The organism is Pantoea sp. SO10 (genome assembly GCF_005281435.1).
GTDB classification, from domain to species: domain Bacteria; phylum Pseudomonadota; class Gammaproteobacteria; order Enterobacterales; family Enterobacteriaceae; genus Pantoea; species Pantoea leporis.
Window position 1 is genome coordinate 785,840 of the sequence record NZ_CP040095.1, and the last position, 24,304, is coordinate 810,143.

Consider the following 24,304-nt stretch of genomic DNA (forward strand, 5'->3'; position numbering starts at 1 on the left):
CCTTGTTGTAAGCATTCAATGTTGCCGCGGTTGGCAGTTTGTTAACAATTCTGTAAACTCTCGCGGTGAAATGTCCCGGCGGATATAGGGCATTAGAGCTTGGGAAAAGCTTTTTCCTGACTGCCGGTAATCAAACAAGAGGTCATGATGAGTACAGAGATTAAAACTCAAGTCGTGGTACTTGGGGCAGGTCCTGCAGGTTACTCTGCAGCCTTCCGTTGCGCTGATTTAGGTCTGGAAACCGTAATCGTTGAGCGTTACAGCACCCTCGGCGGTGTTTGTCTGAACGTAGGCTGTATCCCGTCAAAAGCGCTGCTGCACGTCGCCAAAGTGATCGACGAAGCAAAAGCCCTGGAAGAGCACGGTATCGTGTTTGGCCAGCCGCAAACTGACATCGACAAAATTCGTTCGTGGAAAGAGAAGGTGATCAACCAGCTCACTGGCGGCCTCGCGGGTATGGCGAAAGGTCGTAAAGTGAAAGTGGTGACTGGCCTCGGCAAATTCACCGGTGCTAACACGCTGGTGGTCGAAGGTGAAGGTGGCGCAACCACCATTAACTTCGATAACGCGATCATCGCGGCCGGTTCTCGTCCAATCGAACTGCCATTCATTCCGCACAATGATCCGCGCGTGTGGGACTCAACCGATGCGCTGGAACTGAAAGAAGTGCCGAAGCGTCTGCTGGTTATGGGCGGCGGCATCATCGGTCTGGAAATGGCCACCGTTTATAAAGCGCTGGGTTCAGAGATCGACGTGGTTGAGATGTTCGACCAGGTGATCCCGGCTGCCGATAAAGACGTAGTGAAAGTCTTTACCAAGCGTATCAGCAAGAAATTCAACCTGATGCTGGAAACCAAAGTGACCGCTGTTGAAGCGAAAGACGACGGTATCTACGTATCGATGGAAGGCAAAAAAGCGCCAGCTGACGCACAGCGTTATGATGCGGTGCTGGTGGCGATTGGTCGCGTACCGAACGGTAAAGGCCTTGATGCGGGTAAAGCAGGCGTGGAAGTGGACGATCGCGGCTTTATCCGCGTCGACAAGCAGATGCGCACCAACGTACCGCACATCTACGCTATCGGTGACATCGTGGGTCAGCCAATGCTGGCGCACAAAGGTGTGCACGAAGGCCACGTAGCGGCGGAAGTGATCTCGGGTCTGAAGCACTACTTCGACCCGAAAGTGATCCCATCCATTGCTTACACCGAGCCAGAAGTTGCCTGGGTTGGTCTGACCGAGAAAGAAGCCAAAGAGAAAGGCATCAGCTACGAAGTGTCCACCTTCCCGTGGGCCGCTTCAGGCCGTGCTATCGCGTCTGATTGTGCAGACGGCATGACTAAACTGATCTTCGACAAAGAGACTCACCGTGTTATCGGTGGTGCGATTGTCGGCACCAACGGCGGCGAGCTGCTGGGTGAAATCGGTCTGGCGATTGAAATGGGCTGTGATGCCGAAGATATCGCTCTGACCATTCACGCGCACCCAACGCTGCATGAGTCTGTCGGCCTAGCTGCCGAAGTGTTCGAAGGTAGCATCACGGACCTGCCGAACCCAAAAGCGAAAAAGAAATAAGTTTGCGCTTTGAATAAATCAACGGCTCCTTTAAGGAGCCGTTTTTTATTAGTGGTTCTATTTAAATAAAGAGATAAAAAAGGCGCGAGAGCTAACACATGCGCAATGCCGGAATAGCGGGAGCGAACTCCCGCTAGTGAAGTTTTACTGTTGTGCTTCGTAAGCCATAACAGCCGATAATTCAGCAGTGAATATCCGTAATCGTAATTCACAGAGTGAACTGCGATTAACCAGACACAATCCTAATAGAATGAGCCCGCTGATAATCAGCTTGCTGAATATAGACTTCATAGTCACGTTCCTCTTGATTTAGCACGAGCAAGCGACTACCCTGACATTTCTCAGGTGTTAGGGTATGTTGCTTGCCCGTGCGGTTAATGAAAGTTAACTGCACGGTTTTACGCTCCACAACCCACCCCAATCTTTTCAGCTTGAAGCAAGTTGCCTCAAGCGCCCGCAGGCAGTCTACGCCAAACTTCTTTTATTTCATCTAATATTTTAAATTATTTATAATTAATGGATTTTTATATTATCTAATCATTTAAATAGATCGCATAATGGATGTTTTTAATTAAAAGTTAATTTCTTTAAGCCGATCAATAAAATGACTTGGTGGCACGGGTAGATATTTCCGGCTCGGATAGTAGAGCCAGAATCCTTCTTCTACCTGAGTGAAGTCCGCCAGTATTTCCACTAACTCAACGCGAATTAAATCTTCCCGCACCGTAGCCTCATGCAGAAAGGCAATGCCTACGCCCGCACGGGCTGCCTGTAATATCCGCTCATTACTACCCTGCAGGATGCGCAGGCTCATAACCAGAAGTTAGTGAATCAACTTAACGAGATGGCTAGAGGTTATGATGCAACAGCCGCTCAGCTAGCGTTAGCGTGGGTGCTGGCAAAAGGCGAGTTTATTGTGCCGATTCCCGGTGCCAGCAAAATCGCCCATCTGGAACAGAACTGCGCCGCCGCCGATTTAGCATTACGTCATGCGGATGTCGCCACGCTGGACGAGTGGTTTAGCGAGAAAAATATTCTGGGCGAACGCTATAACGACAGCGAATTCGTGCTGGTTGATCGTTAACACTCTTCTCCGTACATAAGAACAAGCAGGCTTTCATAGCCTACTTTTTTATGTGATCCCGCTCAATTTGCAGATGAAGCTGCTAAAAAACGCACGAATGTTGCTTTTTTGTAAACAGATTAACAATCAGGCGAAATGCTGCTATGCTGCCCCACGCGGAACCGGGCACCTCACCCTACTGTTCGACAGCATCAAGGGGTGCACCGGAAAGCTATACAATGAGAGCGAGGAGAACGTCGTGCTAGAAGAATACCGTAAGCACGTTGCCGAGCGTGCTGCCCAGGGAATCGTACCTAAGCCGTTAGATGCTTCCCAAATGGCCGCGCTGGTTGAACTGCTGAAAAACCCGCCAGCGGGTGAAGAAGAATTCCTGACCGACCTGTTGGTCAACCGTGTCCCACCAGGTGTTGATGAAGCGGCGTACGTAAAAGCCGGTTTCCTGGCAGCTGTCACTAAGGGCGAAGCCCACTCTCCTCTGGTTACTCGCGAAAAAGCCGTTGAGCTGCTGGGCACCATGCAGGGCGGTTATAACATCCATGCGCTGATTGAAGCGTTAGAAGATGAAGCCTTAGCACCAATTGCTGCCGAAGCCCTGTCTCACACGCTGCTGATGTTCGATAACTTCTACGATGTCGAAGAGAAAGCCAAAGCGGGTAACCCACACGCGAAAAAAATTATCCAGTCATGGGCCGATGCCGAATGGTTCCTGAAGCGTCCAAAACTGGCTGAAAAAATCACCACCACCGTGTTCAAAGTGACCGGCGAAACCAACACCGACGACCTCTCTCCGGCGCCGGATGCATGGTCACGTCCGGATATTCCACTGCACGCGCTGGCAATGCTGAAGAACGCCCGTGAAGGCATCGAACCCGACGATGCGGGTAACATTGGCCCGATCAAACAGATCGAAGCACTGCAGACTAAAGGCTTCCCGCTAACCTACGTCGGTGACGTGGTCGGTACCGGTTCTTCACGTAAATCCGCCACCAACTCGGTGCTGTGGTTTATGGGCGATGATATCCCTTACGTGCCAAACAAAAAGGGCGGCGGTCTGTGCCTCGGCGGTAAAATTGCTCCAATCTTCTTCAACACCATGGAAGATGCGGGCGCCTTGCCGATCGAGCTCGACGTTGATCGTCTGAACATGGGCGATGTCATTGACGTTTACCCGTACAAAGGCGAAGTGCGCAATCACGAAACCGACGAATTGTTGGCGACCTTTGAGCTGAAAACCGACGTGCTGCTGGACGAAGTCCGTGCTGGCGGTCGTATTCCGCTGATCATCGGTCGCGGCCTGACCACCAAAGCGCGCGAATCGCTGGGTCTGCCGCATAGCGATGTGTTCGTACAAGCCAAAGATGTGGCTGTTAGCACCCGCGGTTACTCGCTGGCGCAGAAAATGGTCGGCCGTGCGTGCGGCGTAGAGGGTGTCCGTCCGGGCTCATACTGCGAACCAAAAATGACCTCAGTGGGTTCTCAGGACACCACCGGTCCAATGACCCGTGATGAACTGAAAGACCTGGCGTGCCTCGGCTTCTCCGCTGACCTGGTGATGCAGTCATTCTGCCACACCGCCGCCTATCCGAAGCCGGTCGACGTGACCACGCACCATACGCTGCCAGACTTCATCATGAACCGTGGCGGCGTGTCGCTGCGTCCGGGCGATGGCGTTATCCACAGCTGGCTGAACCGTATGCTGCTGCCAGATACCGTTGGTACCGGCGGTGACTCACACACCCGTTTCCCAATCGGTATTTCCTTCCCGGCAGGTTCTGGTCTGGTGGCGTTTGCTGCTGCGACGGGCGTGATGCCGCTGGATATGCCGGAATCGGTGCTGGTGCGCTTCAAAGGCGAAATGCAGCCGGGTATCACCCTGCGCGATCTGGTACACGCCATTCCGCTGTATGCGATCAAAGCTGGCCTGCTGACCGTTGAGAAGAAAGGGAAGAAAAACATCTTCTCTGGCCGCGTGCTGGAAATCGAAGGTCTACCGAAACTGAAAGTTGAGCAGGCATTTGAGCTGACCGATGCCTCGGCTGAGCGTTCTGCTGCCGGCTGTACCATCAAGCTGGATAAAGAGCCGATCATCGAGTATCTCAACTCGAACATCGTGCTGCTGAAGTGGATGATCTCGGAAGGCTACGGCGATCGTCGTACGCTGGAGCGCCGCATTGAAGGCATGCAGAAATGGCTGGCCGATCCGCAACTGCTGGAAGGCGATGCGGATGCTGAGTACGCGGCGGTGATCGATATCGATCTGGCCGAGATCAAAGAGCCAATTCTGTGCGCACCGAACGATCCAGACGACGCGCGTTGGTTGTCTGACGTGCAGGGCGAGAAGATTGACGAAGTGTTCATCGGTTCGTGCATGACCAACATCGGTCACTTCCGCGCGGCCGGTAAGCTGCTGGATGCCCATAAAGGCCAGCTGCCAACCCGTCTGTGGGTTGCGCCGCCAACCAAAATGGACGCCGCACAGCTGACCGAAGAGGGCTATTACAGCGTCTTTGGTAAGAGCGGTGCGCGTATCGAGATTCCGGGCTGTTCACTGTGCATGGGTAACCAGGCGCGTGTGGCTGACGGCGCGACGGTGGTTTCCACCTCAACCCGTAACTTCCCGAACCGTCTGGGTACCGGCGCGAACGTCTTCCTGGCGTCAGCAGAGCTGGCGGCGGTCGCTTCGCTGCTTGGCAAGCTGCCAACGCCGGACGAGTATCAGCAGTTCATGCTGCAGGTTGATAAGACCGCGGCTGACACGTATCGCTACCTCAACTTTGATCAGCTGGGACAATACACTGACAAAGCCGACACAGTGATCTTCCAGACTGCCGTTTAATCGGTTATCGGGATGAACAAGGGGACGATGAAAATCGTCCCTTTTTTTATGCCCTTTTTTCCGCTGACATCTCCAGGCATAATGCGAGCGCGATCCCACTTTATTCAGCGTGCTGCGCACAAAATGCACTAACACTGTGCTGCACAGCGCGTCATCAGTATGAGGCAATCATGGAATATGAATTTCTGCGTGATTTGACCGGTCAGGTCAAAGTGCGTATGTCGATGGACCACGAAGCGGTGGGGCACTGGTTCAACGAAGAGGTCAAAGACAATCTGCCGTTGCTGGATGAGGTTGAGGCCGCCGCCCAACAGGTGAAAGGCACCATCAATCAGTGGCAGCGTGTCGGGCATGAATACACGCTGTGGCTGGATGATGAAGAGGTGATGATTCGTGCCAACCAGCTGGCGCTGGAAGATGACGGCATGGAAGAGGGCATGACTTATTACGACGAAGAGAGCCTCTCTTTCTGTGGCGTCGACGATTTTCTCGCAGTGATTGCCGCTTATCGGCTGTTTATTGCCGGTAAATAGCTAAACAGTAAGGTCGCCATTGATGGCGACCCAGACGATTACCGCGCCGCGCCGCGCCACTTGCCACGGAATGCGCATTCGTCACCTGTTCCTCATCGACGATAGGTTCAACTTTACCCATCAGGAACAGATAGTTAAGAATACCAATTACCACCAACACCGCCGAGAACACCAGCGCCCAGGTAAAGTGACCGGTTGCGCCAACAATCGCGCCGGTTATGATTGGACCCACCGCGCCGCCCATGTTTGAAACAGTATTCTGCAGCCCCGCCACAATCGACACGCTGTTTTGCGGTGCCACATCGCCCGGCAAGGCCCACACTTGTGATGCCGCCACGGTGGTACCGGATTTGGCGATACACAGCAGCAGCACGGTCATAAACACCGAATCGGTAAACGGGGCAAGTCCGATACACAGCGCCATCAGCAGGCCGATGGTGAGAAACAGTTTGCGTGTAGCGGTCAGCGACAGCACTTTGTTATGCACCATGCGATCCGATGCCCAACCCGCCAGCACTTCAATCACCATGCCACAGATCAGCGGCAGCGCAGCCACCATCCCCATTTTGAGGAAATCCATGCCTTTATCTTTCACCAGATAGGTCGGCAACCAGGTAATAAAGAAATAGGAGGTGTAGTTGATGGTGAAGAAGCCGATGCACATTGCCCAGATATTGCGGTAGCGCAGCAGCTTGTACCACTTCATCGGCCGCACGCTTTTGTCACCGTGCTTTTGCGTCTGGCCATTACGGATGAAGCGCACTTCTTGCTGGCTTATCGACTTATGATCTTCCGGATTTTCAGCGTAGATAAAGTACCAGGCAATCACCCAGAACAAGCCCAGCGCACCTATAGCGAGGAAGGTCAGACGCCAGTCGAACAGGGCGATCATAAAGACGATCAGCGGCATGGCCACCGCACCACCAAATTTGGAGGCACTGTCGAACAGGCCAGAAACCGTGGCGCGTTCGCGATCCGGGAACCAGCGCGCGGTAATGCCCGCGTTGCTGGGATAGGCGGCGGCTTCACCGACGCCGAGCGCTAAACGCAGCGCCAGCAGCGATTTAAAGCCGGTCGCCAGTCCCATCGCCATGGTGGCGATCGACCACCAGCCGACGGCGATACCAAGCCCTTTTTTCTGGCCGAAGCGATCGGCAAACCAGCCCGCTGGGATCTGCAACAGCGCATAAGACCAGAAGAACGCCGCCATGATGAAGCCCATCATTTCAGGATTGATATCGAGTTCTTTGATCAGATGCGGAGCCGCTGCCGAGAGAACGGTGCGGTCAATGTAGTTAATGGCGATGGCCAGCCACATCAGGCCAGCAATCCACCAACGGATACGACTCGAGCGCGCAGAGTTAATCATAGTAATTATCCACTCGAAAAAGTTTACAGAGAAAGGCGGCGTGTTATTCCAGCCCGTTCATCACGTTGATTGGGCGTTTGCCCTGTTGGATGCACTGCACAATTTGCGTCACGCAGCGTTCACCAATCGCGCTGATCGCACCATCGGTGTAACCGGCGATATGCGAAGTGGGAATGAAGTTGCTGAGCGTGAACAGCGGATGCTCGGTCAGCGGTTCCTGCACAAACACGTCAGCCGCTGCTCCGGCGATCACGTTATCCAGCAGCGCCTGATAAAGATCCTGCTCATTCACCACGCCGCCGCGTGAGGCATTAATCAGGAAGGCATTTTTCTTCATGCGTTTCAGGCGCGCGGCATCAAACAGATTCTGCGTTTTATCGGTAAGCGGCATGTGCAGAGTGATGAAATCGCTGGTTTCGGTCAGCTGATCCAGCGTGACGAAGTCGATGCCGTGTTCAGCAGCAAACGGCTCATCAGGATAAAAATCAAACGCGATCACCCGCATGTCGAAACCTCTGGCGCGCAGCGCGACCTGCTTGCCAATATTACCCAGCCCGATGATACCCAGTGTTTTACCGTACACGTCGGTGGCAAAAATACGCGGCCAGCTGCCCGCTCGGGTTTCGATGGCGGCTTGGGTGATCTGACGCGCGCTGTTAAGGATCAAAGCAAAGGCGAAATCAGCGACAGCATGTTTATTGGCATCCGGCACGTTGGTGACGTAAATCCCGCGTGCACGCGTAGCATCCAGATTGATGTTGTCGACGCCAACGCCGTGCTTACAGACGATTTTCAGCTGCGGTGCTAACGCCAGCAGCTCTTCGTTGATGTCGGTAAAAGCCACGATCAGCGCCACGGTGTCCGCCAGATGCGGCTGGAGTGCGCTCAGCGGCGCATCGGCGGGCAGCGTGATCAGCTCAAAACCGTGCTGTTGCAGCGTGGTTATCGGCGTCGCGTCATATTTCGCAAACGACGGTGAGGTACAGATGACTTTCATAATTCTTCCCGATGTTGAAAAAAACAGATAACAGCCGATGCCAGGGTCGCCATTGATGGCGATCTGGCTGGCTGCTCACCTGAAAATTACTGCAAATACTGATTCACAATCTGGCGGATCTTCTGCTCTTCTTCGGCTGAGAAACTCACCGCGTAGCGGCTGTCACCAACCTCAAAACCAAGCAGCGTCACTGCTTTTTTCACTGCGGCGGGAGAGAAGCCGACGCTATACAGATCGGTGCGCAGACCGGTCACATTCTCTTGCGCCAGGCGCGAACCTTCGATATCGCCGGCATGGAAGCGCGCCCAAATCGCGTTGATCTCTTTAGGCGCCACGTTAGCAAGGCCAGAAATGCAGGCCGAGCAGCCGTCGACAAAGCCCTGATGGATCAGCGAATCCGGGCCGTTCAGCACATCAAAACTGTTGATGCCTGCAGCCGCTTGCAGAAAGCCGCTCAGGCTCTCATAGCTGCCGGCGCTGTCTTTGATACCGATGATGTTTGGGTGTGCGGCCAGCGTGCGTGCGGTTTCCGGTTGCAGCGTGTTGCCGGTGCGCGCCGGAATGTTGTAAAGGAACAGCGGCACGTCGATGGCGTCAGCCACCGCGCGATAATGGGCAATCAGCTCTTCCTGCTTTAGCGGCACGAAATAGGGTGTGATGACCGAAACCGCATCCACGCCCAGCTTCGCCACTTGTTTCCCAAGGCGAATGGTTTCACGCGTGGAGATCTCGCCAATGTGCGCCACCACCGGTGCGCTGCCGTTCACTTCATCAACGCAGGTCTGCGTTACCGCCAGCTTCTCCTGTTCGTTCAGCACGAAGAATTCGCCGTTGGTGCCGCCGCAAAAGATACCGTTGCCGGCGCTTAACTGGCGTTGTACCTGCTCGCGCTGGGCGGCTGGGTTGAATGCGCCGTCGCGATCGAAGGTGGTGACGATGGCGGTTAATACGCCCTGAATTTTCTTACTCATGTTGTCCTCGATAATCCTTAGTGATTCAAAGCCGGAAACAGCGTCAGGTAGACGTTTCGTACGTCATCGGCGCCCACTTTCATCGGTACATTCTTCATCAGGCGCTGCACGTCGAGCGCGGCTTCCACCAGATACGGCAGATGATCCGGGCCGATACCCAGCTCTTCCAGGCTGGCGGGCAGCTTCAGGCGCTTCACCAGTGCGGCAAAATACGTCACCAGCGCGTGGGATTTGGCTTCGTCGTCCAGCGTGATGTCGGCATCCGGCAGCAGATCGTAAACCTGAGCGAATTTGCTCACCGCCGCCGGTCGTACAAAGCGCATGCAGGGCGCAAGGAGAATGGCGTTGGCGACACCGTGCGGCAGGTGATATTTGCCGCCCAGCGGATAAGACATGGCGTGCACCAGATGCGTACCGGCATGCGCAATCGATGCACCACCGTAATAAGATGCCCACAGCATATTCAGGCGCGCTTCGAGATTGTCGGGTTCGGCGATAGTGGTTTCGAGGCTGGCAAACAGCTTTTTCATGCCGATCAGCGCATAGTTATCGCTCACCAGGTTCGCCACGGTCGCGGTAAAGCACTCAATCAAATGGCACAGCGCATCGATACCGGTGGAAGAGGCGATGTGCGGTGGCATGCTGGTGGTGAGTTCTGGCACCAGCGCGACATAATCTGGCAGCATCACCGGCGTGATAATGCCGACTTTGGTCTCTTTCTCGGGAATCGCCAGAATCGCGTTGGGCGTGGCTTCCGAGCCAGTACCTGCGGTGGTCGGAATCAGCAGCGAAGTGGTGCGCGTGTGCGGCTTCTCACCAGCCAGTAACGCCTCCAGCGTCGGCGCATCTTCGACACACAGAATCGACAGCAGCTTAGCGACATCCAGTACGCTACCACCGCCGATGCCAATCACCAGATCCACATCGGTGCTCGGCAGCGCGGCGACAATGGCCGCCACATCGTGCTGGCTAGGCTCTGGCGGCACCGTGTTGACGATGCTCAGGCTGGCAATCTGCTGGGTGAGCTGGGCGATCAGCTTTTGTACCGCCGGAATGCCTTCAATATTTTTATCGGTCACCAGCAGCGCTTTGTCTTTACCTTGCAGTAAATAGCTGAGGTCATTAAGCGCCTGAAAGCCACTGATCACGGTGCTGTTGATATTCATCTCTTACCCTTACGTTTTTTGCGCTGAATGATTGATTTTGCTCAATCGGCGCGAGTTTCATCACTGCAGTGCCTAATTTTATAGGGCAAATTGATTTCGATTAATTTGATCTTGCTCACATATAATCAATCATGATTGAATATAATCATTGCAGCCCGGCAGCGGCCGGAAGAGGAGAAAGCATGACTTCACAGCCATGGAAAACGCCAGTCTTAGTGATTGCCGATGACTTTACCGGCGCTAATGACGCGGGCAGCGGGCTGGCACAAGCCGGAGCGCGTGTGCATGTGCTGTTTGAGAGCAGCACGCCACACGACGCTGGTGCTGCTGATGTGCTGGTGATCAGCACCGATAGCCGTGCAACCAGCGCACAAGAAGCGGCCCGGCGCACGCGAGCTGCCATTGAGCAACATCAGGCCATCGCTAACGACGGTTGGTTATTTAAGAAGATCGATTCCACGCTGCGCGGCAATCCCGGCGCGGAGATCGAAGCCGCGATGCAAGCCAGCGGTAAAACATTAGCCTTAGTGGTGCCGGCGGTGCCGAAGCTGGGACGCACCACGCGTGCGGGTGACGTGTGGATCCATCAGCAGCGTTTGATCGACAGCGAATTCGCCAGCGATCCCAAAACGCCGGTCACCAGCGGCCATGTGCTGACGTGTCTGCAGATGCAGAGCACATTGCCGGGTGAAACCCTCGATCTCGCCACGCTGCGCAGCCATCAACTGGCGCAGGTGCTGGCCAGCAAGCAAGGTTTGCTGGTGGTGGATATCGAGCAGGACGCCGACATTGCCTTGTTGATGGCCGCGGCAGCCACGCTGGAGACGCGTCCGTTGTTGGCCGGAGCGTCCGGGCTCAGCGATGCGCTCGGCGCGTTGCTGGCGGCACGTCAGTCGCGTCCGGTGCTGGCGGTGGTCGGTTCGATGAGCGCCATTGCGCAGCAGCAGATTACACGCCTCGCTAGCCAGCGTGACATCCGCATTATCGACATTGATATCCGTCAGCTGTTTGCCCAACCGGCCTGGCCGCAGGCTGAACGGTGGCAGCAAGAGATGCAGCAGGCGCTGCACGACGGCGCGCATTGCGTGGTACGCACTACCCAACATGCCGGGCAGCGTCATGAGATTGCGCAGTTGTGCCAACAGCATCAGGTTTCTCGTCAGCTATTGGGCGAACGCATCTGCCAGTTTCTCGCGCAGTTAACCCGCCGCGTGTGCCGCGAGGTGCAGCCTGCTGGGCTTTATCTCTCTGGCGGCGATGTGGCGATTGCCGTGGCACAGGCATCAGGTGCCCGCGGTTTTCAGATTCAGGGCCTTGTGGCGGGCTGCGTGCCGCACGGGGTTTTGCTTAACAGTGAATTACACCTGCCGGTGATGACCAAAGCAGGTGGCTTTGGTGATGAAAACACCCTGGTAGAAGCCATTCGTTTTATTGAGGAGAAGTCGAGTGAGTAAAATTATTGCGATTACCATGGGCGATCCGGCGGGCATCGGCCCGGAGATCATCATTAAAGCGCTGGCAGAAGGTGAGTTAGCGGGCGTGCCTGCCGTGGTGGTCGGTTGCGCTAACACGCTGCGTCGGGTGATGGGTTTAAATGTTACGCCGCAGGCTGAACTGCGCGTGCTCGACCAGGTCAAGGATGCGCATTTCGCGCCCGGCATGATCAACGTGATTGATGAGCCGCTGGCAGATGCCGCCGCGCTGCAGCCTGGCGTGGTGCAGAAAGCAGCGGGTGATTTGGCCTGGCGTTGCGTTAAACGCGCCACCGAACTGGCGCTGGCTGGCGACGTGCAGGCGATCGCCACCGCACCGTTAAATAAAGAGGCGCTGCACTCAGCGGGGCATATCTATCCCGGCCACACCGAACTGCTGGCGCAACTGACCAACACCAAAAATTACGCCATGGTGCTCTATACCGATAAGCTGAAAGTGATTCACGTCACCACGCATATCGCGCTGCGTAAGTTCCTCGATACCTTAAACGGCGAGCGCATTCAAACGGTGATCGGCATGGCCGACAGCTTCCTGCGCCGCGTCGGTTTCGACCAGCCGCGCATCGCGGTGGCAGGCGTTAATCCGCATGCCGGTGAAAACGGTCTGTTTGGTGATGAAGAGATCACCATCGTCGCGCCTGCCATTAACGCCATGAAAGCGCAGGGCATTGATGTCAGCGGCCCGTGTCCGCCCGATACCGTGTTCCTGCAGTGTCAGGAAGGACAGTACGATATGGTGGTAGCGATGTACCACGATCAAGGCCATATCCCGCTGAAATTACTAGGCTTTTACGATGGTGTTAACATCACTGCGGGCCTGCCGTTTATCCGCACCTCGGCGGACCACGGCACCGCGTTTGATATCGCCTGGACAGGTAAAGCGAACTCTGCGAGCATGGCGATCTCCATTAAACTCGCGATGCAGCTTGCATAGGGAAATATGAAGGGACAAAGCCGTCTCGACCAGATTATGGATTATCTGAAGAGCCATAATTTGGTCACTGTTGAACAACTGGTGAGCGCGATTTCTGCCTCGCCAGCGACGATCCGCCGCGATCTGATCAAGCTGGATAAAGAAGGCGTTATCAGCCGCAGCCACGGCGGCGTTACGCTGAATCGCTTTATCCCCAATCAGCCGACCACGCTGGAGAAGATGCAGCGTAATCTCGCCGAGAAGCAGGCCATCGCGCAGTTTGCCGCCAGCTACGTGCAGTCGGGTGATGCGGTGGTGCTGGATGCCGGCACCACCATGCTGGAGCTGGCGCGCCAGCTGACGCACCTCAAGCTGCGGGTCATCACCGCCGATCTGCATATCGCGCTGTTTCTGTCGGAGTTTAAGCAAATCGAAACCACCATTATTGGTGGACGCATCGACGATTCCAGCCAGTCGTGCATTGGCGAACACGGTCGCCGTTTGCTGCGCAGCATCAATCCTGATATTGCCTTTGTCAGCTGCAACTCGTGGAGCATCGAACGCGGGATTACCACGCCAACCGAAGAGAAAGCCGGATTGAAGATGGATCTGCTGGCCAACGCGCGCCGCCGCGTTCTGCTGGCTGACAGCAGTAAATACGGTTCATGGTCGCTGTATTGCGCCGCGCCGATTGATAGCCTGACTGATGTGGTGACGGATGCACGTCTGGATGAAGCGGTGTGCCGCGACCTGCGCGAGCGGGGTATTGGATTGGAGTTGACGGTTTAGATTGAGATTGTGCTGGCTGTCCCCCATCCCGGCCTTCCCCCGCCTGCGGGGGAAGGAGACGCTGCCACATGCAACCTCGGAGCTGCATATTGCAGCATCTTCCTCCCCCACTAGTGGGGGAGGACCGAGGAGGGGGACAGCAAGCACCAACCGAGGAGGGGGACAGCAAGCACCAACCGAGGAGGGGGACAGCCAGCACCAACCGAGGAGGGGGACAGCGAGCACCAACCAAGGAGGGGGGCAGCAAGCACCAACCGAGGAGGACAGCCAGCACCAACCAGCGGGCAATGATTACTTAACGTAAGCCAGCAAACTCAGCGAATCGCGCGCCAGCGACTTACACTTCTTGTCGTTGGTAATGGCGATACCGCTCAAATCCTTGTAGCTCTCTTCGCCCAGCGACTTCATGTTGTAATTGCTGTAGTTGCTTAAATCCCAACGGTTCTGTTGGGCGAAAAACACCAGCGCTTTACGAATCTGTGCGTCCGGCAAATCCTGATAGCCACAATCGTTCTTGAGATAAACGAACACGGCGGTGAGGTCGGCCAGATCTTCTGCTTCGGATTCGCTCAGGGCAAAACTGGTGGAGGAGAAGCCAAGGAGTCCCGCCAGCAGCAGGATCTTGATGCTTTTCGTCATAATCATTCTCAACAAGGGACAATTTATTGACGTTAGCACAGTTATTGCCGCTATTCTGCTAAATTTGCCCTTTCGGGCCATTCCCACCCTTTTTATCAGTGCAATCTGTTTCAGGTCTTGACCCTCCCGCAGGGTAAAGGTTTACGCTGTGCCCTTATTCACGACAAGGATAAGAATATGCAACGTCGTCATTTTCTAAAGTTGACTGCCGCACTCAGCGCCGCCGGTGCGCTGCCGCTGTGGAGCCGCTCACTAATGGCCGCCACGCGCCCATTATTACCGATTCCCTCCATTTTGCAGCCTGATGCCCGCGGGCAATACACCTTGACCGCCATGACCGGTAGCAGCCAATGGAATGGCAAAGCGGTGCCTACCTGGGGATACAACGGTGGATTGCTCGGACCCGCGCTGCGTCTGCAACGCGAAAAAGCCGTCACGGTGAATATCCATAATCAACTGCCGGAAGCCACCACCTTGCACTGGCACGGGCTGGAGATCCCCGGCGATGTTGATGGCGGCCCGCAAGGGATTATTGCGCCCGGCGCGACGCGTCAGGTCAGTTTCACCCCTGATCAACCCGCAGCGACCTGCTGGTTCCATCCGCATCACCACGGCAAAACCGGTTATCAGGTGGCGCAAGGTCTGGCGGGTTTGGTGCTGCTGGAAGATGAAGCGTCCGGCAAGCTGCGTTTGCCGATGCAGTGGGGCGAAGACGATGTGCCGCTGATTTTCCAGGATAAGCAGCTGAATAAAGCGGGAACGCAAATCGATTATCAGCTCGATATCATGCGTGCCGCCGTCGGCTGGTTTGGCGACATGATGCTCACCAACGGCGTGCAATATCCGCAGCATGCGGTGCCACGCGGCTGGCTGCGTCTGCGTTTGCTTAACGGCTGTAACGCGCGTTCGCTGCATATCGCCACCAGCGATCAACGTCCGCTGTACGTAATTGGCAGCGACGGTGGGTTGCTGGCCGAGCCGGTGAAAGTCGATAGCTTGCCGCTGCTGCCGGGCGAGCGTTTTGAAGTGCTGGTGGATACGTCAGATGGCAAAGCCTTCGACGTGGTAACGTTGCCGGTGACGCAAATGGGCATGACGCTGGCACCGTTTGACCAACCGCTGCCGCTGGTCAACATTCTGCCGCTGCGCGTGATGGCCAGCGGTACGCTGCCGGACAAGCTGGTGGATCTGCCGCCCATTCCCGCCACCGAAGGCCTGCAAAGCCGCTGGCTGCAGCTGATGATGGATCCGCAGCTTGATCAGCAAGGTATGCAGGCGCTGATGGATCGTTACGGCGATAAAGCCATGGGCGGCATGAAAATGGATCATGGCAACATGGCGATGAGTGATAGCGCGAAGCCGATGGATCATGGCGATATGGCGATGGATCACGGCAGCCACGGCAAAACTGCCGCCTATGATTTCCATAATGGCAACAAGATCAACGGTCAGGCATTTAATATGACCAAGCCGATGTTCAACGTGGAATTGGGCAAAGTGGAGAAGTGGACGATTTCCGGTGAAGGCGATCACATGCTGCATCCGTTCCACATTCACGGCACGCAGTTCCGCATCCTGTCAGAAAACGGCAAGCCGCCTGCGGCGCATCGCGCAGGCTGGAAGGACATCGTCAACGTTAACGGCTGGCGCAGCGAAGTGCTGGTGCGCTTCAACTATGTCGCTAACGCCGACAATGCGTACATGGCGCATTGCCATCTGCTGGAGCATGAAGATACCGGCATGATGCTCGGTTTTAGCGTCAGTTAACCGAAGCCTCCAGTGCCAGGCGAATATCCTCGATCAGGTCGTCAGGATGTTCGATACCAATCGACAAGCGCACGGTCGCATCGGTGATGCCAATACGCTGTCGCACATCCTGCGGCACGCCCGAATGGGTGGTGCTGGCAGGATGGCTGGCAAGCGATTCGGTGCCGCCGAGGCTCACCGCCAGCTTGAACAGTTCCAGCGTATTAAGGAAACGGAACGCTGCCGCTTGCCCGCCACGAATATCAAACGAGAAGGTTGAACCCGCGCCGCTACATTGGCGCTGATACGTTTTGCCCGCCGGACTTTCTGCCGCCAGATACGGCAGCCAATGCAGTTTCTCCACCTGCGGATGATCGCGTAAAAACGCCGCCACGTTTTCGGCATTGCTGGTGGCTTTCTCCATACGCAGCGACAGCGTTTCCAGCGAGCGGCCAATCATCCAGCTGGAGTGCGGATCCAGCTGCGTGCCGATGGCGCTGCGCAGCGAACGCACCTTGCCAATCAACGCTTTGCTACCCAGCACCGCACCGGCAATCAAGTCCGAGTGGCCGCCGACATATTTGGTCAGTGAATAGAGCGACAAATCTGCGCCATGCTGCAACGGCTGTTGAAACACCGGCCCGAGCAGCGTGTTATCGCAGGCGAGAATCGGCCGTGAACCTTGCTGCTGCGCAATCACATCCGCCACCTGCTGCATCAACTGGATATCCACCAGGCTGTTGGTGGGATTGGCGGGCGTTTCAATCAGAATCAGCGCTACGCGTCCGCGCTGCCACGCCAGCTTCGCCGCTTCATGCACCTTATCTTCATCGGTGCCATCGCTGAAACCCACCGCTTTAATCTCCAAATCGTGCAGCGTTTTGCTCAGCAGCGTTTCGGTGCCGCCGTACAGCGGCTGGGAATGCAGAATCACTTCACCCGGACGCGCAAACGTCAGCAGCGTGGTGGCAATCGCCGACATGCCGGAAGAGAACAGCGCCGCGCTTTCCGCGCCTTCATACACCGCCAGCCGATCTTCTACGATTTCGCTGTTGGGGTGGTTGAAGCGTGAATAGACCAGCCCGCCAGTTTTGCCCTCCGGCGGCTGCTTGCGCCCGGCGACGAAATCGAAAAAGTCCTGCCCCTCTTCGGCGCTGTTAAACACGAAGGTGGAGGTAAGAAACACCGGCGGTTTCACCGCGCCTTCCGATAACTGCGGATCGTAACCGTAATTCAGCATCTGCGTTTCCGGGTGCAGATCGCGCGTACCAATTTTGTTTTTTTTACTGGATGAAGCGGTCATAGGAACTCCAGAACTCGGCGGTAAAGGGGCGGACGTGTTCCTACAGTTAACGCCAGTGCGATAAATTTCGCCACGGAATCGTTTGCGTTCTGTGCGCGGCGTAAGACGCTGGCTCGTCTATGATAGACTTCGTGGCTTTCCAAAAACCGTAACTGGACGCATGCAATGAAACATACCGTCGACGTGATGATCTCCGAGCAAGAGATCGCAACCCGAATTGCCGAACTGGGCAAGCAGATCAACGAGCACTACCGCAACAGCGGCAGCGAAATGGTGCTGGTGGGTTTGCTGCGCGGCTCCTTTATGTTTATGGCCGATCTGTGCCGCGCCATCGACGTGCCGCATGAAGTCGACTTTATGACGGCGTCAAGCTACGGCAGCGGCATGTCGAGCAGCCGCGATGTGAAAATCCTCAAAGATCTTGATGAAGATATTCGCGGCAAGGATGTGCTGATCGTGGAAGACATCATCGATTCCGGCAACACGCTGAGCAAAGTGCGTGAAATCCTGCGCCTGCGCGAGCCAAAGTCACTGGCGATTTGTACCTTGCTGGATAAGCCAGAGCGTCGCGAAGTGGACGTCACGGTTGAATACGTTGGCTTTACCATTCCCGATGAGTTCGTGGTCGGCTTTGGTATCGATTACGCCCAGCGCTATCGCCATCTGCCGTATATCGGCAAAGTTATCCCGACCGGTGAATAACCGCACAATCGTCCAAGGCTAAACTTCCCCGCCTGCGATACACTGCGCAGCCCGTAAGCCAACGGTTTATGGGCTGGCTCGACTCTCTGCTAAACTCCATTGATTTCTTAATGTTAATGACCGCGACATCGCTCGTGCGCATTACCATTTTCATAGGCCTTTGATGTCTCTACAACAAGGTATGGATTCGCAATGACATATGCACTGGAAATTTCCGGGCTGACCAAAACCTATCCCGGCGGCGTACAGGCGCTGAAAGGACTCGATCTCAACGTGGAAGCGGGCGACTTTTACGCCTTGCTGGGGCCAAACGGCGCCGGTAAATCCACCACCATCGGTATTATCAGCTCGTTAGTGAATAAAACCGGCGGCAGCGTGCGCGTGTTTGGCTATGACCTGCAAAAAGATGTGGTCAACGCCAAGCGCCAGCTTGGGCTGGTGCCGCAGGAGTTCAACTTCAACCCGTTTGAAACCGTAATGCAGATTGTGGTCAATCAGGCTGGTTATTACGGCGTTGAACGCGCTGAAGCTAATAAACGCGCGGAAAAATACCTCAATCAGCTCGACCTGTGGGGCAAACGCAACGAACGTGCGCGCATGCTTTCGGGCGGTATGAAGCGCCGCCTGATGATCGCGCGTGCGCTGATGCATGAGCCGAAGCTGCTGATCCTCGATGAACCGACCGCCGGCGTAGATATCGAACTGCGTCGTTCGATGTGGAGTTTCCTGAAAGAGCTGAATATTAAAGGCACCACCATCATCCTCACCACGCACTATTTGGAAGAGGCGGAAATGCTGTGCCGCAATATCGGTATTATTCAGAGCGGCGAGCTGGTGGAGAACACCTCGATGAAAGGGTTGCTCTCCAAGCTGCAATCCGAAACCTTTATCCTCGATCTGGCGCCGCGTAGCCCGCTGCCGCAGCTGGAGGGCTTCCAGTATCGACTGGTCGATACCTCGACGCTGGAAGTGGAAGTGATGCGTGAGCAAGGTCTGAACAGCGTGTTCAGCCAGCTGAGCACGCAGGGCGTGCAGGTGCTGAGCATGCGTAACAAAGCTAACCGCCTTGAGGAGCTGTTCGTCAGCCTGACACAGGGAAAAACAGGAGTGAAAGCATGACGCACTTGTATTGGGTGGCGCTCAAGAGCATCTGGAGCAAAGAGATCAACCGCTTCGCCCGCATCTGGATTCAGACGCTGGTGCCGCCGGTGATCACCATGACGCTCTACTTCATCATCTTCGGCAATCTGATCGGTTCACGCATCGGCGATATGCACGGTTTCAGCTACATGCAGTTTATCGTGCCGGGCCTGATCATGATGGCGGTGATCACTAACGCTTATGCCAACGTGGCATCGTCGTTCTTTAGCGCCAAATTCCAGCGCAACATTGAAGAGCTGCTGGTGGCACCGGTGCCAACGCACATCATTATCGCCGGTTATGTCGGCGGCGGCGTGGCGCGCGGCGTGTGCGTGGGGATTTTGGTTACCGCGATTTCGTTGTTCTTCGTGCCGTTCCACGTGCATTCGTGGTCGATGGTGGCGTTGACGCTGTTGCTGACGGCGATTCTGTTCTCACTGGCGGGCCTGCTGAATGCGGTATTCGCGCGCACTTTTGACGATATCAGCCTGATTCCCACCTTCGTGCTGACGCCGTTAACCTATCTCGGCGGCGTGTTCTATTCGCTGACGCTGCTGCCGCCGTTCTGGCAAGCGGTGTCGAAGCTGAATCCGGTGGTGTATATGATCAGCGGCTTCCGTTACGGTTTCCTCGGCATCAACGATGTGCCGCTGGTGTTCACGCTATCGGTGCTGATCGCCTTTATCGTGGTGTTTTATGTGCTGGTGTATTCGTTGATTCAGCGTGGGCGCGGGCTGCGTACCTAAGGCTGGCATAGCACATCTGTCCCCTCCTTTGTGAAGGCCATTTTATGGCCTTTTTTTTCGTCCTGAATGTGTCGTCTGTGGCATTAAACCTTCTTTAGCGGGTCAGGTTGAGATTGAGATATGTCTCAAACGCTGCCCTGTCTTGACGCTTAAAACTTTTGCTAACAGCCAATACCTTTTATAAGTTGGACTTAAAATATTGAAGAAACTGGTCTTATTAAAATTTTAACCGCATCCGCTTTTCCCCTCGCTGTCTTATCCCGAAACGTCTTCCCGAATGTGACTTAATTTCCACAATAGGTTGTCGTCATAAAAGGCTATCGGAACAGCATAAGACGTTTAGGCATTATGAAGCAGTTAACAGCAGTATTGAGCGCCATTCTTTTGGTTTTATTGGGGATTCATGCCGCGATCGCCAATATGAGCGTTTATCCCATGGTAATAAACCTGGATGAAAAGCGTAATGAAAACACGCCCATTCAAATTACCTCTAAAAGCGAAAATACCCAATATGTACGAGTGGTGGTTAAAGAGGTTATTCATCCTGCAACGCCAGAGGAACAGGAACGCGAAGTAAAAAGCTGGCAGGGTAAAAATATTGTGGTATCCCCTGTTAAGTTCGCTTTGCCTGCCGGAGCGAATAAACTCGTGCGGATTATAGCGCTGCAGCCGGTGAGTCATGAGCACGTTTACCGTATTTACTTTGAGCCGGTTGCCGCTTTAGACAGTGATGCACCGGCTGTGACCAATAAGATCAATGCTTCGATTGGCATGAGCTTAATTTGGGGCGTGCTGGTGCGCCAGCAACCATTAATTGCTCAGCCTGCCATGGAATATGATCGCCATAAACAGCAGTTGCATAATCGCGGTAATGTTCGCGTGATTCTGCAACGTTACAGTTATTGCAAAAAAGAGATAAAAGAGAATGCATGCCAGTGGATTCAGGATCAACGCAGTGTTTATCCCGGTGAACATTACACGCTGAAAACTAAGCCTCAGAACGGCACTTTCAGGCTGGTATTTAAAGTACAAGGAGAGAATCAGGAGAAAATAAGCGTCTTCCCTTGATTGTCCTGTGTAACGGCTAACAGTAGCCAATTCAATAAAAGTGAATAAAGGAATAGAAAATGAAAGTGAAATTACTCGCGTCAATGGCTTTAATGGGGAGCATGGCCTTCAATGCCTATGCGTTTGATCAGGATATTACCGTCACGGCATCCATTGACCCCATTATGACATTAATGATGGAAGATGGCTCAAATCTGCCCTCAGCAATTGAAATGAAGTATCTGGCCGATATGAATAAATTGGCGCCTAAAATTATTAACACCCGCGTGCACACTAATGATGTTGAAAAAGACCTCAACATCAAATTGTATAACGCAGCGCAATTGACGCACACCCTGACGCCAGCAAACACCATTCCGCTGACGGTGAAATTTGATGGTAAAGCGTTGACGACGGCTAACACTACTTTTACCGCGGCCAGCCTGTTTTCAGCGGCGAAAGGTGCTGGTGCGTCGCGTTCAATTCCATTGGAAATCTCCAGCGGCAATGTCACGCCTGCAGCAGGTTTTTATACCGGTCTGGTAAGACTGGCAGTAGTGCAGGCACCTTAGTGCAGTTGTGACAATCGTAATATTTCTGGCTTGAGATTTTAATTGTGAAGACGTTCTCCTGGTTAATTCTATTTTTGGTCGGCGCAGCGATTTATCCCTGCGTGGCGCAGAGCCAGGAGAACGTGCCTTCAGGTTTTGAAGAGTTATTACTGGGTCAGCATGAATTACTGTCGGTACGTTTAGCCAGCCATGACTTAGGGCTTTATGATGCGCTGGTAAAACCTGATGAAATCCAGTTTTCGCAACCAGAAAAATTGGTTCAGCGAATCAAAGAAATTTATGGTTTAAGTGAAGAACATGAAAAAAAGCTAACAACTGCTTTGCGTCAGCCACTCGCACGTAATGGGCATAAAGCCTGTTTAAATGATGTTTCCTCAATACGTTGTGGGCAATTGGATACCGAAAGTGCTGCGCTAATTTACAATGAAAGCCGCAATGATGTTGATCTGTTTATTAACGTCACATGGCTGCCACTAGCCCCTGCGGGGGCCGGCTATTACGCACCTGCGCTGAATGCGCACAATGCACTTATCCATCAGCAGCAAATCAATCTCGCTACGTCTGACACAACTAAAAATATCAGCATTATGGGAAATGGTGCATTGGGATTGGGCGAAAAAAGTTATCTCTCCAGTAGCTGGCAAGCATTGTCCAATCAACAATCACATTACACGGAAAAAACATTTCGCCATGATGATCTGTATGTTCGTCATGATATTGGCACACGCCGCTATGTTCAGGTTGGCGAAATGGATAAGCGCAATCTTTATGGCGCGCTCGGCGGCAATTTTAATTTATCGTTATTACCGCTGCCTAAATTTTATGGAGTACGGCTGGGCACCACCCAAAGTTACGTTAATAACAGTGAAGAGAGCGAAACAACAACACCTATCACCTTATTATTATCGCGAACCACGCGGGTGGATGTTTATCGCGATGATGAACTGTTGGGTACGCAATACCTGCCCGCAGGCGTGGTGAAACTAAATAGTCAGGCATTTCCCCAGGGACGTTATCTTTTAACGTTGAAATTCTATGAAGAGGGCACGTTAAGCCGCGTACAACAATACCCGTTTAGCAAAACGACGCTGCAGCAGGGTCCGGCAGATTTTCAATGGTTCACGCAGCTGGGGAAGGTGGCTGAGGCCGTTAATTCGGCGCCAGACGTTAAAAATCCTCACCCTTTTGCTTTGCAGAGTGGCTTCAGAACGCGTCTTGCCGAACCGCTGACGATCACCAGCGCCGTTTCAGTGCTGGCAGGAGAAAGCTTTAATGAAACCCGTCTGGATTGGCAAAACGTCTCATCACTCGGAATAGTCAATCTCGGGATGGGGGCAATGGCGAGCAAAGATGGGCTGGCTGGCAATATTCAGCAGCTTACGATGACTAAAGGCGCAACGCTTTACTTATATCGTTATCAGCAGCAAGGTAAAACCTGCATATCGGCCACGCACGCAGGGCAATATCGTTGTTCACAAAGCCTGAATGCAACGCTTTCTGGCCAGCTTGCGGGCAACGCGGTGTCGCTGGGATACAGCAAGAGCCGCGCCTCAATAACGCCTGACGTTAGGGTTGATCCCGCGCCTTCATATCCGCGCCACGCAGATCAGCAGGCCAGCAAGCAGACGCGCTGGCAGCTGGATATGAGCCGCAGTTTCACACTTAACACGCTATTAGTGTCCGCGCGCGCGGGCATCTTTCGTAGCATAAGTAGCGGTCAGGAACCCGATCGCGGTGGATATATCGGTATTTCCCTGTCCTATGTGCCGCGCGAGGAAGCCGCTTCGGAACGGCGTCACACTTCGCAGATTGGAGGCGAGTATCGCCGCCAACACAGCCAGGGAGCTGAAATGGGGTGGCAGGCTTCACATGCGGTTTCATGGTTTGCGCCGGAATATCGTGAATTAAGCGTGACCGCGACGGGCAGCCAGGGAGGCGAAATGTATTCTCAGCTCTCGGGGCGACGTGATGGGATGCATGGCAACGTCTACGGAACCTTATCCCATAACCAGGGTGGAACCAGTTTAACCGGAAGCTATAACTCGGCCTTCGCCGCCACGCCTCAGGGATTTTGGTTGGGCAGCAGCGCAGGCAGCACGGATTCTCCGGCGGGTGTGGTGGTAAGCGTGGATGCTGACAGCGCGTTATCGGGTCCAGCGGCAGAAGTCATGGCCAATGGCCATACTTACGCGCTCAATTTTGGCGACAGTGCTTTTCTTCCGGCGGTGGGATACCAATCGGGCACGCATCGCATTCGTGAAAGCACATCGAGTGATAATCAGCAGGCCGCCACGCTCAGTACCGGTGGCAGTGAACAATCATTGTTTTTGCTGCCGGGTAAAATTGTGCAGCGCAAGGTAAAAGCGCGGCTGAATTTAACCTATGTCGGACGGGCGCTCAAAGAAAATGGAATGCCATTGCGCGACGCCAGGGTGATAAATACACCGGCGCAATTAGATAGCGACGGCGGCATGTTATTTGATAGCACACAGCGCATCACCACGCTTTATCTGCAGGAGTCGATGCAGATATACGCCTGCGCGCTACGTGTGAAGCAGCGTAAAAATGCTGTGCAGTTTATTGGTGAAGTGATGTGTCCGCTTATAGATGTGGCGGCGCTACCAGACGCGATGCGCAACAATTTAAGCCTCGCTGCGTTAAATAACCCCTAATGGCTTCGAAAGCG

Annotated in this window: 21 protein-coding genes and 1 pseudogene; 14 read left to right on the forward strand and 8 right to left on the reverse strand. The window is 54.3% G+C overall.

The features are described from left to right. Window positions 1–147 precede the first annotated feature (147 nt). The gene (gene lpdA, locus FCN45_RS03540) at window positions 148–1,572 is read left to right on the forward strand and encodes a dihydrolipoyl dehydrogenase (RefSeq protein WP_008108560.1); all 1,425 of its coding nucleotides are present in this window, start codon (window positions 148–150) and stop codon (window positions 1,570–1,572) included. 144 nt (window positions 1,573–1,716) lie between these two features. On the opposite strand, the gene FCN45_RS23870 is transcribed toward lpdA, so the two are convergent. Together FCN45_RS23870 and FCN45_RS03550 are read right to left on the reverse strand one after the other, a co-directional pair. Beyond that, window positions 1,717–1,863: a Hok/Gef family protein gene (locus FCN45_RS23870; protein ID WP_137385164.1), complete on the reverse strand. Its 147-nt coding sequence runs from the start codon at window positions 1,861–1,863 to the stop codon at window positions 1,717–1,719. Window positions 1,864–2,143: 280 nt separating this feature from the next. Beyond that, window positions 2,144–2,386: a LysR substrate-binding domain-containing protein gene (locus FCN45_RS03550; RefSeq protein ID WP_246862547.1), complete on the reverse strand. Its 243-nt coding sequence runs from the start codon at window positions 2,384–2,386 to the stop codon at window positions 2,144–2,146. 12 nt (window positions 2,387–2,398) lie between these two features. On the opposite strand from FCN45_RS03550, the gene FCN45_RS03555 reads away from it, so the two are divergent. The 3 genes from FCN45_RS03555 (at window position 2,399) to yacL (ending at window position 6,025) form a co-directional block, all read left to right on the forward strand. Continuing rightward, on the forward strand, window positions 2,399–2,656 hold the full coding sequence (locus FCN45_RS03555) for an aldo/keto reductase (RefSeq protein ID WP_246862548.1): 258 nt from the start codon (window positions 2,399–2,401) through the stop codon (window positions 2,654–2,656). Window positions 2,657–2,894: 238 nt separating this feature from the next. Further along, window positions 2,895–5,492: a bifunctional aconitate hydratase 2/2-methylisocitrate dehydratase gene (gene acnB / locus FCN45_RS03560; protein ID WP_101762089.1), complete on the forward strand. Its 2,598-nt coding sequence runs from the start codon at window positions 2,895–2,897 to the stop codon at window positions 5,490–5,492. A 170-nt stretch (window positions 5,493–5,662) separates the two neighbouring features. Beyond that, the gene (yacL, locus tag FCN45_RS03565) at window positions 5,663–6,025 is read left to right on the forward strand and encodes a protein YacL (protein ID WP_101762088.1); all 363 of its coding nucleotides are present in this window, start codon (window positions 5,663–5,665) and stop codon (window positions 6,023–6,025) included. A 61-nt stretch (window positions 6,026–6,086) separates the two neighbouring features. Here the strand turns inward: yacL and FCN45_RS03570 are convergent. The 4 genes and pseudogenes from FCN45_RS03570 to FCN45_RS03585 all read right to left on the reverse strand — a co-directional run. Then, a pseudogene (locus FCN45_RS03570) lies at window positions 6,087–7,394 on the reverse strand (MFS transporter); the annotation flags it as partial. Between the two features lie 43 nt (window positions 7,395–7,437). Further along, entirely contained in the window at window positions 7,438–8,391 is a 954-nt protein-coding gene (locus FCN45_RS03575) for a phosphoglycerate dehydrogenase (RefSeq protein WP_137385165.1), read from the reverse strand. Window positions 8,392–8,477: 86 nt separating this feature from the next. Then, entirely contained in the window at window positions 8,478–9,362 is an 885-nt protein-coding gene (locus tag FCN45_RS03580; RefSeq protein ID WP_137385166.1) for a dihydrodipicolinate synthase family protein, read from the reverse strand. 17 nt (window positions 9,363–9,379) lie between these two features. Next, window positions 9,380–10,528, reverse strand: coding sequence for an iron-containing alcohol dehydrogenase (locus tag FCN45_RS03585; protein WP_137385167.1), 1,149 nt, complete (start codon window positions 10,526–10,528; stop codon window positions 9,380–9,382). Window positions 10,529–10,710: 182 nt separating this feature from the next. Between FCN45_RS03585 and FCN45_RS03590 the strand changes: the two genes are divergently transcribed. The 3 genes from FCN45_RS03590 to FCN45_RS03600 are packed head-to-tail and all read left to right on the forward strand — an operon-like array spanning window position 10,711 to window position 13,723. Continuing rightward, window positions 10,711–11,982 carry a four-carbon acid sugar kinase family protein gene (locus FCN45_RS03590; protein WP_137385168.1) on the forward strand — a complete coding sequence of 424 codons (1,272 nt, stop codon included), beginning with the start codon at window positions 10,711–10,713 and terminating at the stop codon, window positions 11,980–11,982. After that, window positions 11,975–12,955: a D-threonate 4-phosphate dehydrogenase gene (locus tag FCN45_RS03595; protein ID WP_137385169.1), complete on the forward strand. Its 981-nt coding sequence runs from the start codon at window positions 11,975–11,977 to the stop codon at window positions 12,953–12,955. The genes FCN45_RS03590 and FCN45_RS03595 overlap by 8 nt, the downstream gene beginning before the upstream one ends. A gap of 6 nt (window positions 12,956–12,961) precedes the next feature. Next, window positions 12,962–13,723 (forward strand): DeoR/GlpR family DNA-binding transcription regulator, encoded by a 762-nt coding sequence (locus FCN45_RS03600; RefSeq protein WP_101762081.1) that lies wholly within the window; start codon window positions 12,962–12,964, stop codon window positions 13,721–13,723. Between the two features lie 291 nt (window positions 13,724–14,014). Here FCN45_RS03600 and FCN45_RS03605 read toward each other — a convergent pair whose 3' ends face one another. Next, entirely contained in the window at window positions 14,015–14,362 is a 348-nt protein-coding gene (locus tag FCN45_RS03605) for a YacC family pilotin-like protein (RefSeq protein WP_007888732.1), read from the reverse strand. A gap of 177 nt (window positions 14,363–14,539) precedes the next feature. Here FCN45_RS03605 and cueO point away from each other — a divergent pair, with 177 nt between their 5' ends. Next, a complete protein-coding gene (gene cueO, locus FCN45_RS03610; RefSeq protein ID WP_101762080.1) occupies window positions 14,540–16,129 on the forward strand; it encodes a multicopper oxidase CueO in 1,590 nt (529 codons plus the stop codon). Here cueO and FCN45_RS03615 read toward each other — a convergent pair. Continuing rightward, on the reverse strand, window positions 16,122–17,411 hold the full coding sequence (locus tag FCN45_RS03615; RefSeq protein ID WP_137385170.1) for a cystathionine gamma-synthase family protein: 1,290 nt from the start codon (window positions 17,409–17,411) through the stop codon (window positions 16,122–16,124). The two genes, cueO and FCN45_RS03615, sit on opposite strands and share 8 nt — an antisense overlap. Window positions 17,412–17,576: 165 nt before the next feature. Here FCN45_RS03615 and hpt point away from each other — a divergent pair, with 165 nt between their 5' ends. The 6 genes from hpt to FCN45_RS03645 all read left to right on the forward strand — a co-directional run bounded on the left by hpt (window position 17,577) and on the right by FCN45_RS03645 (window position 24,290). After that, window positions 17,577–18,113 (forward strand): hypoxanthine phosphoribosyltransferase, encoded by a 537-nt coding sequence (hpt, locus tag FCN45_RS03620; RefSeq protein WP_110867551.1) that lies wholly within the window; start codon window positions 17,577–17,579, stop codon window positions 18,111–18,113. 192 nt (window positions 18,114–18,305) lie between these two features. Continuing rightward, window positions 18,306–19,232 (forward strand): ABC transporter ATP-binding protein, encoded by a 927-nt coding sequence (locus tag FCN45_RS03625; protein WP_101762077.1) that lies wholly within the window; start codon window positions 18,306–18,308, stop codon window positions 19,230–19,232. After that, window positions 19,229–19,999, forward strand: coding sequence for an ABC transporter permease (locus FCN45_RS03630; protein WP_101762076.1), 771 nt, complete (start codon window positions 19,229–19,231; stop codon window positions 19,997–19,999). The genes FCN45_RS03625 and FCN45_RS03630 overlap by 4 nt, the downstream gene beginning before the upstream one ends. A gap of 348 nt (window positions 20,000–20,347) precedes the next feature. After that, the gene (locus FCN45_RS03635) at window positions 20,348–21,067 is read left to right on the forward strand and encodes a fimbrial protein TcfA (RefSeq protein WP_137385171.1); all 720 of its coding nucleotides are present in this window, start codon (window positions 20,348–20,350) and stop codon (window positions 21,065–21,067) included. 59 nt (window positions 21,068–21,126) lie between these two features. Next, window positions 21,127–21,618: a CS1 type fimbrial major subunit gene (locus FCN45_RS03640; protein WP_137385172.1), complete on the forward strand. Its 492-nt coding sequence runs from the start codon at window positions 21,127–21,129 to the stop codon at window positions 21,616–21,618. A 44-nt stretch (window positions 21,619–21,662) separates the two neighbouring features. Continuing rightward, entirely contained in the window at window positions 21,663–24,290 is a 2,628-nt protein-coding gene (locus FCN45_RS03645; protein WP_137385173.1) for a TcfC E-set like domain-containing protein, read from the forward strand. Window positions 24,291–24,304 lie beyond the last annotated feature (14 nt).